This window comes from Saccharothrix longispora, assembly GCF_031455225.1.
In the GTDB taxonomy this organism is placed as follows: Bacteria; Actinomycetota; Actinomycetes; order Mycobacteriales; family Pseudonocardiaceae; genus Actinosynnema; species Actinosynnema longispora.
The window spans coordinates 5,949,978-5,965,128 of record NZ_JAVDSG010000001.1; the positions used below are offsets into that span (position 1 = coordinate 5,949,978).

The window sequence follows — 15,151 nt, forward strand, 5'->3', positions numbered from 1 at the left end:
ACCGCACAGTCCGGTTACCACTGCCCGTGGTCCGCCAAACCGGTGGGCTGTTCACGTCGCGTGTGTACTTGTGCGCAGAAAGTGCACACTTTCAGGTCTTATACGTCCCGGAACGCATCCAATATGCGATCGGCGGCCAATGTGGGGGTCAGTTCGCCATCCCGCACCTGCCGCTCGACCTCGGGCACGATCGAGCGCACGGCCGGCGCCGACCGCAATCGCGAGAGCAGCCGGTCGTGCACCGTCGCCCACGTCCACTCGACCTGCTGGCGGCGGCGGCGCCCGGTCAGCTCGCCCGCGCCCTCCAGCGCCGCCCGGTGCGCGCCGACCTGCTCCCAGAGCGCCTCCAGGCCCGAGCCGTCCAGTCCGCTGCACGTCAGCACGGGCGGGTGCCACAGCGCGTCGGGCGGTCGCAGCAGCCGCAGCGCGCCCGCCAGCTCCCGGGCCGCCCTGCGGGCCTCGACCTCGTGCGGGCCGTCCGCCTTGTTGACCGCGATCACGTCGGCGAGTTCCAGGACGCCCTTCTTGATGCCCTGGAGCTGGTCGCCGGTGCGCGCCAGCGCGAGGAAGAGGGAGCAGTCGGTCATGTTGGCCACCGCGACCTCGGACTGCCCGACGCCGACGGTCTCGACCAGCACCACGTCGTGCCCCGCGGCCTCGACCAGCACGATCGACTCGCGGGTCGCGCGGGCCACGCCGCCGAGCGTGCCGGAGGTCGGCGAGGGCCGGATGAACGCCGCCGGGTCCACCGCGAGCCGCGCCATCCGCGTCTTGTCGCCCAGGATCGACCCGCCGGTCCGGGTGGACGACGGGTCGACGGCCAGCACGGCCACCCGGTGCCCGAGCCCGGTCAGCATCGTCCCGAACGCGTCGATGAACGTCGACTTGCCGACGCCGGGCACGCCGGTGATGCCGATGCGGTGCGCGTTGCCGGCGTGCGGCAGCAGTTCGACCAGCAGCTCCTGCGCCGCCGCCCGGTGGTCGGGCCTGGTCGACTCGACCAGCGTGATCGCCCGCGCGAGGGTGCCGCGGTCGCCGGCGAGCACGCCCTTCGCGTACTCGCCGACGTCGACCCGCCTAGGCATCGGCGGGCTGCTCGTGGCCCAACCGGTCGGCGAGCTTGCGCAGCAGGTCGCCCGCGGCGTCCGCGATGACCGTGCCGGGCGGGAAGATCGCCGCCGCCCCGGCCTCGCGCAGCGCGTCGAAGTCCTGCTGCGGGATCACGCCGCCGACCACGATCATGATGTCCTCGCGCCCCAGCTCCGCCAGCGCCTCCCGCAGCGCGGGCACCAGCGTGAGGTGGCCCGCGGCCAGGGACGAGACGCCGACGATGTGCACGTCGGCCTCGACCGCCTGGCGGGCGACCTCGTCCGGGGTCTGGAACAGCGGGCCGACGTCCACGTCGAAGCCCAGGTCGGCGAACGCCGTCGCGATCACCTTCTGGCCGCGGTCGTGGCCGTCCTGGCCCATCTTGGCGACCAGGATGCGCGGCCGGCGGCCCTCCTCCTCGGCGAAGCGCTCGACCACCTCTCGGGTGGCGTCCAGGTTCGTCACGGAACCCGCCTCCTGCCGGTAGACGCCGGTGATGGTGCGGATCTGCGCGGTGTGGCGGCCCCACACGCGGCCCAGGGCCTCGGAGATCTCGCCGACGGTGGCCTTGGCGCGGGCCGCGACGACGGCCAGCTCCAGCAGGTTGCCGTCCCCGCCGGCCGCCCTGGTCAGGGCGTCGAGGGCGCCGTCCACGGCCGCCTGGTCGCGCTCGGCGCGCAGCCGCGCCAGCTTGGCGAGCTGCTGGGCGCGCACCCCGGCGTTGTCGACCTTGAGCACCTCGATCTTCTCGTCGGCCTCGACCTGGTACTTGTTCACGCCGATCACCGGCTGCCGCCCGGAGTCGATGCGGGCCTGCGTGCGGGCCGCCGCCTCCTCGATGCGCAGCTTCGGGATGCCCGCGTCGATGGCCTTGGCCATGCCGCCGGCGGCCTCGACCTCGGTGATGTGCGCCCACGCCCGGTGCGCGAGGTCGTGCGTCAGGCGCTCGACGAACGCGCTGCCGCCCCACGGGTCGATCACGCGGGTGGTGCCGGACTCCTGCTGGAGCAGCAGCTGGGTGTTGCGGGCGATGCGCGCGGAGAAGTCCGTGGGCAGTGCCAGCGCCTCGTCCAGCGCGTTGGTGTGCAGCGACTGCGTGTGCCCCTGGGTCGCGGCCATCGCCTCGACGCACGTGCGGGCCACGTTGTTGAACACGTCCTGCGCGGTCAGCGACCAGCCGGACGTCTGGCAGTGCGTGCGCAGGGACAGCGACTTGGGGTTCTGCGGGGCGAAGCCCTTCACCAGCTTGGCCCACAGCAGGCGGGCGGCCCGCAGCTTGGCGACCTCCATGAAGAAGTTCATGCCGATCGCCCAGAAGAACGACAGCCGCGGCGCGAACGCGTCCACGTCGAGGCCCGCGTCCCGGCCCGCGCGCAGGTACTCCACGCCGTCCGCCAGCGTGTAGGCCAGCTCCAGGTCGGCCGTCGCCCCGGCCTCCTGCATGTGGTAGCCGGAGATGGAGATCGAGTTGAACTTCGGCATCCGCCGCGAGGTGTACGAGAAGATGTCGGAGATGATCCGCATCGACGGCTGCGGCGGGTAGATGTAGGTGTTGCGGACCATGAACTCCTTGAGGATGTCGTTCTGGATGGTCCCCGCGAGGAGTTCCGGCGCCACCCCCTGCTCCTCGGCCGCGACGACGTAGAGCGCGAGGACCGGCAGCACGGCGCCGTTCATGGTCATCGACACGCTCATCCTGTCCAGGGGGATGCCCTCGAACAGCTGCCGCATGTCGTAGATCGAGTCGATCGCCACGCCCGCCATGCCCACGTCGCCGGCCACGCGCGGGTGGTCGGAGTCGTAGCCGCGGTGCGTGGCCAGGTCGAACGCCACGGACAGGCCCTTCTGTCCGGCCGCGAGGTTGCGGCGGTAGAAGGCGTTCGACTCCTCGGCGGTGGAGAACCCGGCGTACTGCCGGATGGTCCACGGCTGGTTGACGTACATGGTCGGGTACGGGCCGCGCAGGAACGGCGCGATGCCCGGGTAGGTGCCCAGGAAGTCCAGTCCCTCGGTGTCCGCCCCGCCGTAGACGGGTTTGACGCCGATGCCCTCCGGCGTCTCCCACGCGAGCGCGTCGGCGCCCTTGCCGGTCGCCTCCTGGAGCGCCTGCTGCCACTCGGCGGCGGTCGACGGCGTCGGCTCCCCGAGGTCGACGTCGGCGAAGTTCGGGATCATCGCTGCACTCCGAGGAGGTCGAAGGTGCGCTCCAGGACGTCGAGCGCCTTGCACCCGGTGAAGACGTGCTCGTCGATCGACGCGTCGGACGTCCTCCCGGCCAGCAGGACCCGTTCGGCGCCCGCCTCGCGCAGCGCGTCGGCGACGGGCGCGGCCAGTTCGGCGTAGCCCTTGTCGCTGCCGCACAGGCAGGCGACGCGGGCGCCGCTGGCGCGGAACGCCGCGACGACGTCGTCCGCGGTCCTCGTCGGGCCGGCGCTCGGCGTCTCGATGCCGCCCGCCTGGAACAGGTTGGCGGCGAACGTGGCGCGCGCGGTGTGCGCGGCGACCGGGCCGAGCGTGGCCAGGAAGACCTTGGGCCGCTCGGGGGCCGCGTCGGCGGCGTCGCGCAGCGCCTCGTACTCCTGGGCGTAGCGGACGCGCGGCAGGCCGCCCGCCCGCTCCCCCGCACCCGGCTTCCCCGCACCCGGTTCCCCGGCACCCGGCTCCCCGGGCGCGGGCGGGCGCACGACGGGCCGCTCGGTCGGGTCCGGGAACTCGCTGACGCCGGTGATGGCGTCGGTGCGGTCGGCCAGGTTCTCCCGCCGCTTCGCCCACGTCTCCGCGATCTCGCCCGCGACCAGGTCGAACGCCTTCGGCAGGCCGCCCGCGGCCTCGATGCGGCGGAACCAGTCCCAGGCGGCGCGCGCCAGGTCGTCGGTCAGCTTCTCCACGTACCAGGAGCCGCCCGCCGGGTCGATCACGCCCGCCAGCTTCGACTCCTCCAGCAGCAGCGACTGGGTGTTGCGCGCGATGCGCCGGGAGAAGTCGTCGGCCAGGCCGATGGCCGCGTCGAACGGCAGCACGGTCACCGCGTCCGCGCCGCCCAGGCCCGCGCCGAAGCACGCCACGGTGGTGCGCAGCATGTTCACCCACGGGTCGCGTCGGGTCATCATCGCGGGCGAGGTCACCGCGTGCTGGAGCTGCGGGGCGGGTGCGCCGGAGACCTCGGTGACCCGCGCCCACAGCCGCCGGGCGGCGCGGAACTTCGCGATGGTGAGGAACTGGTCGGCGGTGGCCGCGTACCGGAACTCCAGCAGCCGCACGGCCTCGGCCGCGGTCAGGCCCGCCTCGGTGAGGTGCCTCAGGTACGCGACGCCGGCCGCGAGGGACGCGCCCAGCTCCTGGGCGTCGGACCCGCCCGCCTCGTGGAACGGCAGGCCGTCCACGACGACGACGCGCAGCTCGGGGAACCCGCGGGCCTTGCCGAGCAGGTCGGTGAGGGCGGCCAGGTCGGCGGGCTGCCCGGTGCGGGCCCGCACGCCCAGGGGGTCCGCGCCGACGTTGCCGCGCACCTGGCTCGGCAGCACGGGCCGCTGGTCCCAGACCCGCAGCATGGCGCGCCCGGCGGCGAGGAAGTCCGCGCCGCCGTCGACGACCACGGGCGCCAGGTCGAGGTAGACGTCGGCGAGCACGTCGTCGTACGAGGCGGGGTCGAGGCCCTTGAGCCACAGCGACGTGACGCCGTTCTCCAGGTCGGCCGTCACCGCGTCCCGGTCGGCGACCCGGTGCTGCTGGCGGACGTCCCAGCCGTCGACCGAGCCCTGCGGCCGGCCGCCCCTGGTGAAGGGGGGCAGGCCGGGGAACCCGGCGGCCGGGGCCTCGTCGGCGGCGGTGTAGAGCGGCTGCACGTCGATGCCGTCGTAGGTGGTGGTGACCAGCGACCCGAAGTCGGCGCCCGACTTGCGGAGCACGCCGCGCACGAGGTCGAGCCACGCCTCCCGGTCGGGGGTGGGGAACTCGGCGGCCAGCGCCAACTCGCCTGACGGTTCCATCATGCTCCGCAGTGTTACTCACCAGTAGTACGGCGGCTATGTGAGGTTCACCGCCGTGAACGATGCAGACGCCAGTCTTCCACGTTGGGGAATGATGACCCAGTGGAGGAAGAACAGGGGTCGACCGGGGGCGACCGCCTGATCGCGGGGCGCTACCGTCTCCGGCACGTCCTGGGCCGGGGGTCGATGGGCACGGTCTGGGCGGCGCACGACGAGGTGCTGCGCCGCGACGTGGCCGTCAAGGAGATCCTCCGCCCCGCGGAGGCGTCGGACGGCGAGGCGGCGCTGCTGCGCGAGCGGACGTTGCGCGAGGCCCGCTCGGCCGCGGCGCTGGCGCACCCGAACCTGGTGACGCTCTACGACGTCGCCCAGGTCGACGGCGACCCCTACGTCGTCATGGAACTGGTCGTCTCGTCCTCCCTGGCCGAGATCGTGCGGCAGCGCGGACCGCTCACCGACGCGCAGGGCGCGGTCGTCGCGGACGCCGTCGCCGCGGGCCTGGAGGCCGCGCACCGGGCGGGCATCACGCACCGGGACGTGAAGCCGGGCAACGTGCTGGTCGCCGACGACGGCCGGGTGAAGCTGACCGACTTCGGGATCGCCCGCAACGTCGCCGAGGCGACGCTCACCAGCCGGGGCATCACGCTCGGCACACCCGCCTACATCGCGCCCGAGGTGGCCGCGGGCGAAGTGGTGTCGCCGGTCGCCGACCAGTGGTCGCTCGGCGCGACCCTGTTCCACGCGATGACCGGCCGGCAGCCGTACGAGGGCGCGAACGTGCTCCAGACGATCAACCAGGTCGTCGAGGGCGACGTGCCGTCCGCGACGGCGTGCGGCGCGCTGGCTCCGGTGGTGACCGGCCTGATGACGAAGGACCCGGCCGAGCGGATGCCGCTGGCCGAGGTGCGCCGCCTGGTGCGCCCGCTGCTGCCCGACCCCGGGACGGACGTGTTCCCGGCCGGCGCGGAGACCCGACCGGTCGTGCGGGTGGTGCGCCCGCCGCTGGTGAAGCCGCGGATCGCGCCGGACACGCCGCTGGCCGACGACCCCGGCCCCCTGCCGTTCCCGGTGTCCCCCACCGCGACCCGCTCGCCGAGCCGGTCGCACCCCCTGATGTCGGCGCTGGTGGCGCTGGGCGCCGCGGTGCTGTTCGCGATCGGCGGCGCCTCGGGCTTCGCGCTGACCCGGACCGTGGCCGGCGCCCCGCTGCTGCCGCCGCCCGCGGACACCGGGACGCCGTCCCTGCCCGCGATCACCGAGCCCCCGTCGTTCGCCCCGACCACCGCCTCGGCCGCGTCGGCGAAGGGCGAGCAGGGCGCCGAATTCACCATCGACGTCGGCCCGGACTGGACGGGCTTCCTGGAGCAGCGGACCAACGAGGGCCTGGCGCCGGGCACCGTCGTGCACCTGGTCGCGCCCGGCGGGGTGCACGAGGTGACGGTGCAGCGCTTCCCGGACTACTACCCGGCGCACGACGTCGGGGACTACATCGCCTCCGTCCGGGCGAAGTGGGGCGAGGACTACTTCTACGAGACGCCGGCGGAGCCCACCGACGTCCTCCCGCCGGGCGGCCCCGAGCAGGGGGTCGGCTACAGCTACCGCACGGCCGAGCGCGCCACGGTCCTGTCGCGCGCGGGCGCCCCGGCGCCACCCGACCTGCGCCGCACCCACTACTCCCGCGTCCTGCCGCGCGGGGCCGACCTGTGGGTGGTGGAGGTCGTGGTGCCGACGGAGCAGGAGGCGACGGGGCGGGACCTGTTCACGACGATCGCGCCGACGCTCGTGGTGACCGGCTAGCCGGCTCGCGGGCAGCGGCCCGGGGCGGCGGTTAGGCTGCCGTGCCGTGACCGCCATCAGTGAGAACACCACACCGGAGGCCCTGGCCACGGAGGCCGCCCAGGCGCTGGCCGAGCGGACCGGGGTGGGCAAGCACGACATCGCCGTCGTCCTCGGCTCGGGTTGGCGCCCGGCCGCCGACCTGATCGGGGAACCCGCCGCCGAGGTGCCGATGGCCGAGCTGCCCGGCTTCGCGGCGCCCACCGCCGTCGGGCACGGCGGGACGCTGCGGTCGGTGCCGGTCGGCGACAAGAACGTGCTGGTCATGCTCGGTCGGACGCACGGGTACGAGGGCAAGGGCGTCGAGCGGGTCGTGCACGGCGTGCGCACCGCCGCCGCGGCCGGGGTGCGCGCGGTCGTCCTGACCAACGCCGCCGGCGGCCTGCGGCAGGGCATGTCGGTCGGGCAGCCCGTGCTGATCAGCGACCACCTGAACCTCACCGCGTCGTCGCCGCTGGTCGGGGCGCGGTTCGTGGACCTGACCGACCTGTACTCGCCGCGGCTGCGCGACCTCGCCCGGCGGATCGACCCGTCGCTGGAGGAGGGCGTCTACGCGGGCCTGCCCGGTCCGCACTTCGAGACGCCCGCCGAGATCCGGATGCTGCGCACCATGGGCGCCGACCTGGTCGGCATGTCCACCGTGCTGGAGGCCATCGCGGCCCGCGCCGAGGGCGTCGAGGTGTTCGGGCTGTCCCTGGTCACGAACCTCGCCGCGGGCATCACGGGCGAGCCGCTCAACCACCAGGAGGTGCTGGAGGCCGGGCAGGCCGCCGCGAGCCGGATGGGCGCGCTCCTGCGCGACCTGGTGACCCGCGCGGACCTGGTGGCGCGGGCATGAGCCTGGCACCGGCGTCGCGCGACGCCGCGTTCCGGTGGATCGCCGACGACCCCGACCCGGCCACCCGCGCCGAGCTCCAGGGCGTGCTGGCGCGGGCCATGGGCGGCGACCCGGTGGCGGCCGACGAACTGGCCGACCGGATGAACGGGCCGCTCACGTTCGGCACCGCCGGGCTGCGCGGCCCCGTGCGCGCCGGGCCCAACGGCATGAACCGGGCCGTCGTCGTGCGCACCACGGCCGGGCTGGCCGCGTGGCTCACGGCGAACGGGCACACCGGCACGGTGTTCGTCGGCCGCGACGCCCGGCACGGCTCGGAGGACTTCGCCGCCGCGGCGGCCGGGGTGCTGGCCGCCGCCGGTTTCGACGTGCGCGCACTCCCCCGGCCGCTGCCGACGCCGGTCCTCGCGTTCCTGGTCAAGCGGCACGGCGCGGTGGCGGGCGTGCAGATCACCGCCTCGCACAACCCGCCCGCGGACAACGGCTACAAGCTGTACCTGGCGGGCGGCGGGCAGATCGTGCCGCCGGAGGACCGGGAGATCGAGGCCGCGATCCGCGCGGTGCCCGCGGCGGTGTCCGTGCCGCTGGCGGGGTCGTGGGGGACCGTGACCGACGCCGAGGTGGACGAGTACCTGGAGCGGGTCGCGTCGCTGCCCCGCGGCACGGCGCGCGACCTGCGGGTGGTGTTGACGCCGATGCACGGCGTGGGTGGCGCGACGGCCGTGGAGGCGTTGCGGCGGGCCGGGTTCACCGACGTGCGGGTCGTGCGCGAGCAGGCCGTGCCGGACGCGGACTTCCCCACCGTGGCGTTCCCCAACCCGGAGGAGCCCGGTGCGGCGGACCGCCTGCTCGCGCTCGCCGCGGAGGTCGACGCGGACCTGGCGATCGCGCTCGACCCGGACGCCGACCGGTGCGCGCTGGGCGTGCGGGGGCGCGACGGGTCGTGGCGGATGCTGCGCGGCGACGAGACCGGCGTGCTGCTCGGTTCGCTCGTCCTGTCCACGGTGGACCGGCCGGCCCCGCTGGTGGCCACCACGATCGTGTCGTCGTCGCTGCTGGGGTCCGTCGCGGCGGCGCACGGCGCCCGGTACGCGGAGACGCTCACCGGGTTCAAGTGGCTGGTCCGCGCGGGCGAGGGGCTGGTGTTCGCCTACGAGGAGGCGCTGGGCACCTGCGTCGACCCGGACGCGGTGAACGACAAGGACGGCATCTCGGCGGCCGTCCTGGCGTGCGACCTGGCGGCGGGTCTGAAGGCGTCCGGCCGCGACCTGCTCGACGCGCTCGACCAGCTCGCCGTCGACCACGGCCTGCACCTGACCGACCAGGTGTCGCTGCGGTTCACCGACCTGTCGCTGATCGGGTCGCTGATGGCACGCCTGCGCGCCGAGCCGCCGGCCGGTTTCGCCTTCGAGGACCTGCTGCCGCGGGCCGACGTGGTGCGGCTGACGGCCGACGGCGTGCGGGTCGTCGTGCGGCCGTCCGGCACCGAGCCGAAGCTGAAGGCGTACCTGGAGGTCGTCGAACCCGTGTCGGACGACCTGCCGGCGGCCCGGGAACGCGCCACGACCCGGCTGGCCGAGCTGCGCGCCCGCGTGTCGGAACTGCTCGCGACCTGAGCGCCGCCCGCGGCCCGACCAGGCCGGGGCCCGACTAGGACATGATCGCGATCGCCAGGCACAGCACGGCGACCACGAGCGCACCGCCCGCCACCAGGTACGGCCGCTTGGTCGGCGGGCTCACGCGGTTCGGCCGGTTCTCGGTGATGGCGGCGATCGAGATGCGCCCGGCGACGTAGCCGGCGGTGCACAGCGCGACGCCGACCGCCAGGATCATCGTGTTGACTTCCCACGGGCTGTGGTCGACACCCGGCCACAGCGAGATCGCGACCAGCGGCAGGCCGATCAGGACGAGCGAGAGGCCGACGCCGCCGCCCCAGGCGATCTTGCGGTTGCGCTCCATCGTGGCGATGCTGCGAGTTTCCATGACTCCCTCCCGGTCACCATTAAAGACGCGTGGGGGCCTCGCCGGTTCCCCGCGACAGATGTCGATCATGCACCAGGGCGGGTCGACGACGGCCGGTGGGACATCCCCGACCTCCAGCCGACCACACCTCGCCGGCTGCCGCACCACCGCGGGGTCACCGGTCGGCCGCACAGGCGATCACCACTCGCGCGGCGAATCCGGACAGCACCGCGATTGCGCGCGGGACCGCTCCACGGCACCCTCGGCGGAGTGCCGCGCCTGCTGATCGTCCACCACACCCCCTCACCGGCGATGCACGAGCTGTTCGAGGCCGTCGTGGCCGGGGCGAACGACCCGGAGGTCGCGGGGGTCGAGGTGGTGCGCGTGCCGGCGCTGTCCGCGACGGCGTCCGACGTGCTCGCGGCCGACGGGTTCGTGCTCGGCACGCCCGTCAACATCGGGTACGTCAGCGGCGCGTTGAAGCACTTCTTCGACACCGTCTACTACCCGTGCCTCGACGCCACCCGCGGCCGGCCGTTCGGCGCCTACGTGCACGGCAACCAGGGCACCGAGGGCGCGGTGAGGGCGATCCGGGACATCACGACCGGGCTCGGGTGGGCACCGGTGGGCGAGACCGTGTCGATCACCGGCGCACCGGACCGGGCCGCGCGGGAGCGGTGCTACGAGCTGGGCGGCGTGGTCGCCGCCACGATCGTGTGAGCGGACCGGCGTGGCGGTCGACCGCCACGCCGGTCCGCTCCGTCGGCTCAGCCGTTGGACAGCTCGAGCATCTCGGGCGTGTACCGCTCGCCGGCGACGGTCGACGCGACGGCCCCGATCACCCGCAGGTCGTCGTCCGTCAGCTCCAGGTCCGCGGCGGCGACGTTCTCCTCCAGGTAGCCCACCCGCTTGGTCCCGGGGATCGGCACGACGTCCGCCCCCTGGTGGTGCACCCACGCCAGGGCGAGCTGACCCGCGGTGACGCCGCGCTCGTCCGCCAGCGCGCGGAGCGCCTCGACGATCGCGGTGTTGCGGGCGAAGTTCTCCTCCGCGAACCGCGGGAGGCCGCGGCGCACGTCGTCGTCGGCCAGGTCGTCGACGGACCGGACGCGGCCGGTCAGGAAGCCCCGCCCGAGCGGTGAGAACGGCACGAGGCCGATGCCCAGCTCGCGGCACGCGGGCACCACTTCCGCCTCGACGTCGCGCGTCCACAGCGACCACTCGCTCTGGAGCGCGGCGATCGGGTGCACGGCGTGGGCGCGGCGGATCGTGGCGGCGGACGCCTCGGACATGCCGAGGTGCCGCACCTTGCCCTCCGCGACCAGCTCGGCCATCGCGCCGATGGTCTCCTCGACGGGCACGGTCGGGTCGACGCGGTGCTGGTAGTACAGGTCCACGTGGTCGACGCCGAGCCGCCGCAGCGACGCCTCGGCCGCCTGCCGCACGTACGCCGCGTCCCCGCGCGGGCGGCGATCGGGGTCGGCGAGGGAGAACTTGGTCGCGAGGACGACCCGGTCGCGGCGGTCCGCGACAGCCCTCCCCACCAGTTCCTCGTTGGCGCCCGCGCCGTAGACGTCGGCCGTGTCGAGGAGCACGACGCCGAGGTCGAGGGCGCGGTGGACGGTGGTGATCGACTCGCGTTCGTCGCCCGCGCCGTACGACTGGCTCATGCCCATGCAGCCCAGGCCCTGCCGACCCGCTTCGAGTCCGCCCAGCAGCGTCACGCCGTGATCCCTTCCACGAAGGTGTGCTCGATCTGCTCGTAGTGGGAGATCTTGTAGTCCAGCACCTCCAGGCAGGACTGCAAGTCGGCGATCCGCGCCCGCACCGACGCGCGGTGCTCGAACAGCAACTGCTTGCGCCGGCCCGCGGTCGCCGCGCCGCGGTGCCTGAGCTGCGCGTACTCGCGCATCATGCGGATCGGCATGCCGGTCGTGCGCATGCGGGTGAGGAAGTGGAGCCAGCCCAGGTCGTCGTCGCTGTAGGTGCGCCGCCCGCCCGAGTCCCTCGCGGGCGGGTCCACCAGGCCGATGCGTTCGTAGTAGCGCAGCGTGTCGATGGACAGCCCGCTGCGCTGCGCCGCCTGGGCGATCGAGTAAGTCACCGGACGACCGTAGGAGCTGGAGCGCACTCCAGGTCAACCCGTTTCGGGCGAGGACCTCGCCCGGGCCGGGACGAGCGCCGTTCAGTCATCCTTGGGCAGGCCCCACGCCTCCAGGTGGGCCGCCATGCCGGCGACGTCGATCTGCTCCCGACCGAGGGCGCGGACGAGGTCGAGCGCCTCGTCCTCCTCCGCGTCGATCCACCAGCCGTTGATGTCGCACAGCGCGACGGCCGCGACCCAGCCGAGCCGCCAGTTGCCCTCGACGAGGGGACGGGTGCGCACGATCGAGTCGAGCAGGGCGGCGGCTTTCAGCCAGAGCGTGTCGTACGCCTCGACCCCCAGCACTGTTGCCCTGGGACGGTGGGCTGCGGAGTCGAGGAGACCTAAGTCGCGCACGACCAGGTCCCCGCCTGTGACGGCGGTCGCCAGCACGAGCAAGTCGCCGGCGTCGAGGTAGTTGACCACTGCTTGACGCGCTCCCTGTCCTGAAGGGCGGGGACCCCGGGACGGCCACGCCGCCGCCGGCATTCTGGCGCCACCACCCACCCCCTCAGGTCCGTATCGCCTCGCCGCCCGCGCGGCGTCGAGGATGGTGTCGGCCACGCGGCTCGCCGATGCGCAACCCGGACGCGGCCCGATCTTCAACGGCGCACCATACCGGGGCCCCCGGCGGCGTCGTGGACGTTCGCACGGGTGCGCGCGCAGACGGAGCGGCTGACAGTCGTTGAGCTGCACGGATTCATCATATCGAACATGTGTTCGAACGACGAGGGCAAAAGGAGGTGATCACACGATCGAGCAGATCGATTACGCAGAGCTGCGGAAGTCCGCAATACGACGAACGGGGGTCAAGCGGAACCGAGCCGGTCGAGCAGGCCGCGGTACTTGGGGAGCACGCGCCCGAGCACCTCGGACAGCTGCTCCTCCTTCTGCAACCTCGCCCAGCGCTCGGCGAGCGCCAGGCGCACCACCTCTTGCTTGGAACGTCCCTCGGCCGCGGCGAGCTCGTCGAGCCGCCGGTTCTCCTCGTCGCTCAGACGCAGGGTCATCGCCATGGGGAACGACGGTACCAACTTGATACCACGATGGCCAGGAAGTATTTGGTAACGCTGTTTTCATATACACTGCGGGGGTGCCGCGCCCCAAGACGCACGACGACGCTCTCCGCGCCCGCTTGCTCGTCCGCGCAGGCGAGCTGCTGTCCGCGGAAGGGCCGGGAGCACTGAGCTTGCGCAGGCTGGCGGCCGATGTCAACACCTCGACCACCGCGGTCTACTCGCTGTTCGGCGGCAAGCCGGCACTGCTCAACGCCCTCTACGAGGAGGCGTTCCACCGTTTCGGTGAACGGCTGGCGGAGGTGCCGCTGACCGCCGACCCCGTCGAGGACCTCGTGCAGCTCGGTCTCGGCTACCGGCGCGGCGCACTCGCCGAACCGCAGTTCTACCTGGTGATGCACAGCAAGTCCGTGCCGGGCTTCGAGCCGTCCGCCGAGGTGTTCGCGGCCTCCTGCGCGACCGTCGCCCCGCTGCTGGAGCGGGTCCTGCGCGTCCTGGAGGCGGGCCTGTTCGAGGGCGAGCCGACCACGGAGGTCGCGGCGCGGCTCGCGGTGGGCGTGTGGGGCTCGGTGCACGGCCTGCTGACCCTGGAGCTGAACGGCAACCTGCCTGCCACGCTGGACGTGGACGCGATCTACGAGAGCGCCTTGCGCGCCCTCACCGGCGGCTGGCGCCGCCGGTGAGGAAGGTGGGGTCCGAGGGGACGGCCGCCGCGAAATCCCCCCGGACCCCGTGAACTGCCCTTGTCAGGACAGTCCGCTGGTGAGCGCCTTGATCAGCTCGCCGTCGGCGGTGTCGCCGTCGAGCGACCAGATCATCGCGCCGCCGAGCCGCCGGTCCGCCACGTAGCGGCCCTTGCGCTTCATCTCGGTGGGGTCGTCCCAGGTCCAGAAAGTGGTGCCGTCGAACAGCCAGGCGTGCCCGGCCCTGGTGTCGCGGTGCACCGTGAACCGCGGGAGCTGCGCCTTGAGGACGCGGTAGTCCTCGTAGCCCGCCTCGTACGTCGCCGGCGCGGGGCCGGTGGCGTCCTGGAACAGGCCGTTGTCCGCGTTGGTCACGCCGGTCCAGCCGCGGCTGTAGAAGGGCACGCCCATGACGACCTTGTTCTTCGGCGCGCCGTTCTTCAGGTAGTGGTCGATCGCGACCTGCGAGCTGAACGGCAGCGGCGCGGGATCACCCGCGGGCGTGCGGATCGACGACTGCTGGTTGGTCTGCGGGTCCCAGGCGCCGTGGTAGTCGTAGCCCTGGATCGTGCCGAAGGTCAGCAGGCCGAACACGCGGGAGACCTCGAAGCCCCGGTCGACCTGGCGCGGGTCGGCGGGCAGGAACGCGGTGAGGTCGTAGGTCCTGCCGGTCCGCCAGGTGAGCTTGCCGAGCTGCTTGCGGTACTCGACGAGCAGCGCGGTGAAGTTCTCCTTGTCCTCGGGGCGCACGACGTTGCCGGGCGCGGCCTCGCTGGCCGGCCACTCCCAGTCGAGGTCGATGCCGTCGAACACGCCGGCCGCCGCGCCGGGCGCGAGGCCGGGCAGGTCGCCCTTGAGCCACATGTCCACGCAGGACGCCACGTGGGCGGCGCGCGACCGGGGCGTGAGGGCGGCGTTGGAGAAGTACTTCGAGCCGGTCCAGCCGCCGAGGGAGATGTTGATCCGCAGCTTGGGGTACTTGGCCTTGAGCTGCTTGAGCTGGTTGAGGTTGCCGGACAGCGCCTGGCCCGCCTCGTCGGCCTTGCCGCTGACCGACTGCTCGGCGGTGAACGGCCGCTGGTAGTCGGCCCACGGGTCGGAGCTGACGCACGCGCCGCCCTCGTCGAGGAACCCGAACGCGTAGTTCAGGTGCGTCAGGCGCGGCGCGGTGCCGTTGGTGACGAGGTTCTTGACCAGGAAGTTCCGGTCGTAGCCGCTCCACTGGGTGTAGTACCCCACGGTGCGGGTCTTCGTCCCGCCGGCGTGGCGGTCGCCGCCGTGCCGGTCGTCGCCGTGGGCGGCGGCCTGGGGCGCCAGGGAGGCGGCCAGTGCGGTGGCCAGGAGGGCGGGGAACACCCATCTCCTGCTCGACATGCTTCTCCTCGCGGGGGTGCGGCGGCAGCATTCCGGCTGTGGTCTGGACCACGGTAGTGATGAGGTCTAGACCATTGCTACGACCGAACGGCCCAATCCGGTCGTTCCGGCCCCCTGGCCCGATCCCTTGGCCGATCCCCCGGGTCGACCCCTGGGTCGCGCCCCGCCCACCCTGCAAACTTTTGCATGTGCGCGTGACCGCCCGGCCGCGCTAGCTTCGGTAC

14 protein-coding genes are annotated in these 15,151 nt (G+C 73.4%); 5 read left to right on the forward strand and 9 right to left on the reverse strand.

The features are described from left to right. Positions 1 to 98: 98 nt before the first annotated feature. The 3 genes from meaB to J2S66_RS25000 are packed head-to-tail and all read right to left on the reverse strand — an operon-like array spanning position 99 to position 5,078. The gene (gene meaB, locus J2S66_RS24990; protein ID WP_310309739.1) at positions 99 to 1,085 is read right to left on the reverse strand and encodes a methylmalonyl Co-A mutase-associated GTPase MeaB; all 987 of its coding nucleotides are present in this window, start codon (positions 1,083 to 1,085) and stop codon (positions 99 to 101) included. After that, positions 1,078 to 3,264 carry a methylmalonyl-CoA mutase gene (scpA, locus tag J2S66_RS24995; protein WP_310309740.1) on the reverse strand — a complete coding sequence of 729 codons (2,187 nt, stop codon included), beginning with the start codon at positions 3,262 to 3,264 and terminating at the stop codon, positions 1,078 to 1,080. The genes meaB and scpA overlap by 8 nt, the downstream gene beginning before the upstream one ends. Then, on the reverse strand, positions 3,261 to 5,078 hold the full coding sequence (locus J2S66_RS25000) for a methylmalonyl-CoA mutase family protein (RefSeq protein ID WP_310315062.1): 1,818 nt from the start codon (positions 5,076 to 5,078) through the stop codon (positions 3,261 to 3,263). Before J2S66_RS25000 ends, scpA begins: the two co-directional genes overlap by 4 nt. Positions 5,079 to 5,180: 102 nt before the next feature. Here J2S66_RS25000 and J2S66_RS25005 point away from each other — a divergent pair, with 102 nt between their 5' ends. From J2S66_RS25005 to J2S66_RS25015, 3 genes are read left to right on the forward strand one after another with little or no spacing between them, the layout of a single operon-like run. Then, positions 5,181 to 6,875, forward strand: a complete 1,695-nt coding sequence (locus J2S66_RS25005; RefSeq protein WP_310309742.1) for a serine/threonine-protein kinase — start codon at positions 5,181 to 5,183, stop codon at positions 6,873 to 6,875. A gap of 46 nt (positions 6,876 to 6,921) precedes the next feature. Continuing rightward, a complete protein-coding gene (locus J2S66_RS25010; protein WP_306748628.1) occupies positions 6,922 to 7,752 on the forward strand; it encodes a purine-nucleoside phosphorylase in 831 nt (276 codons plus the stop codon). Further along, a complete protein-coding gene (locus J2S66_RS25015) occupies positions 7,749 to 9,365 on the forward strand; it encodes a phospho-sugar mutase (protein ID WP_310309743.1) in 1,617 nt (538 codons plus the stop codon). Before J2S66_RS25010 ends, J2S66_RS25015 begins: the two co-directional genes overlap by 4 nt. Positions 9,366 to 9,399: 34 nt before the next feature. Here the strand turns inward: J2S66_RS25015 and J2S66_RS25020 are convergent, their stop codons facing one another. Continuing rightward, on the reverse strand, positions 9,400 to 9,732 hold the full coding sequence (locus J2S66_RS25020; RefSeq protein ID WP_310309744.1) for a hypothetical protein: 333 nt from the start codon (positions 9,730 to 9,732) through the stop codon (positions 9,400 to 9,402). A gap of 249 nt (positions 9,733 to 9,981) precedes the next feature. Here J2S66_RS25020 and J2S66_RS25025 point away from each other — a divergent pair, with 249 nt between their 5' ends. Next, positions 9,982 to 10,431, forward strand: coding sequence for a flavodoxin family protein (locus J2S66_RS25025; protein WP_310309745.1), 450 nt, complete (start codon positions 9,982 to 9,984; stop codon positions 10,429 to 10,431). Positions 10,432 to 10,478: 47 nt separating this feature from the next. Here the strand turns inward: J2S66_RS25025 and J2S66_RS25030 are convergent, their stop codons facing one another. The 4 genes from J2S66_RS25030 to J2S66_RS25045 form a co-directional block, all read right to left on the reverse strand. Next, a complete protein-coding gene (locus tag J2S66_RS25030) occupies positions 10,479 to 11,387 on the reverse strand; it encodes an aldo/keto reductase (RefSeq protein ID WP_310315064.1) in 909 nt (302 codons plus the stop codon). Between the two features lie 44 nt (positions 11,388 to 11,431). Continuing rightward, positions 11,432 to 11,815, reverse strand: coding sequence for a MerR family transcriptional regulator (locus J2S66_RS25035; RefSeq protein WP_310309746.1), 384 nt, complete (start codon positions 11,813 to 11,815; stop codon positions 11,432 to 11,434). Between the two features lie 81 nt (positions 11,816 to 11,896). Next, positions 11,897 to 12,280, reverse strand: a complete 384-nt coding sequence (locus J2S66_RS25040; RefSeq protein ID WP_310309747.1) for a type II toxin-antitoxin system death-on-curing family toxin — start codon at positions 12,278 to 12,280, stop codon at positions 11,897 to 11,899. A 383-nt stretch (positions 12,281 to 12,663) separates the two neighbouring features. Beyond that, positions 12,664 to 12,870 carry a type II toxin-antitoxin system VapB family antitoxin gene (locus J2S66_RS25045; RefSeq protein ID WP_015105038.1) on the reverse strand — a complete coding sequence of 69 codons (207 nt, stop codon included), beginning with the start codon at positions 12,868 to 12,870 and terminating at the stop codon, positions 12,664 to 12,666. 77 nt (positions 12,871 to 12,947) lie between these two features. Between J2S66_RS25045 and J2S66_RS25050 the strand changes: the two genes are divergently transcribed. Beyond that, the gene (locus J2S66_RS25050; protein ID WP_310309748.1) at positions 12,948 to 13,553 is read left to right on the forward strand and encodes a TetR/AcrR family transcriptional regulator; all 606 of its coding nucleotides are present in this window, start codon (positions 12,948 to 12,950) and stop codon (positions 13,551 to 13,553) included. 63 nt (positions 13,554 to 13,616) lie between these two features. Here the strand turns inward: J2S66_RS25050 and J2S66_RS25055 are convergent, their stop codons facing one another. Beyond that, positions 13,617 to 14,927 carry a glycoside hydrolase family 18 protein gene (locus J2S66_RS25055; protein WP_310309749.1) on the reverse strand — a complete coding sequence of 437 codons (1,311 nt, stop codon included), beginning with the start codon at positions 14,925 to 14,927 and terminating at the stop codon, positions 13,617 to 13,619. Positions 14,928 to 15,151: the final 224 nt, after the last annotated feature.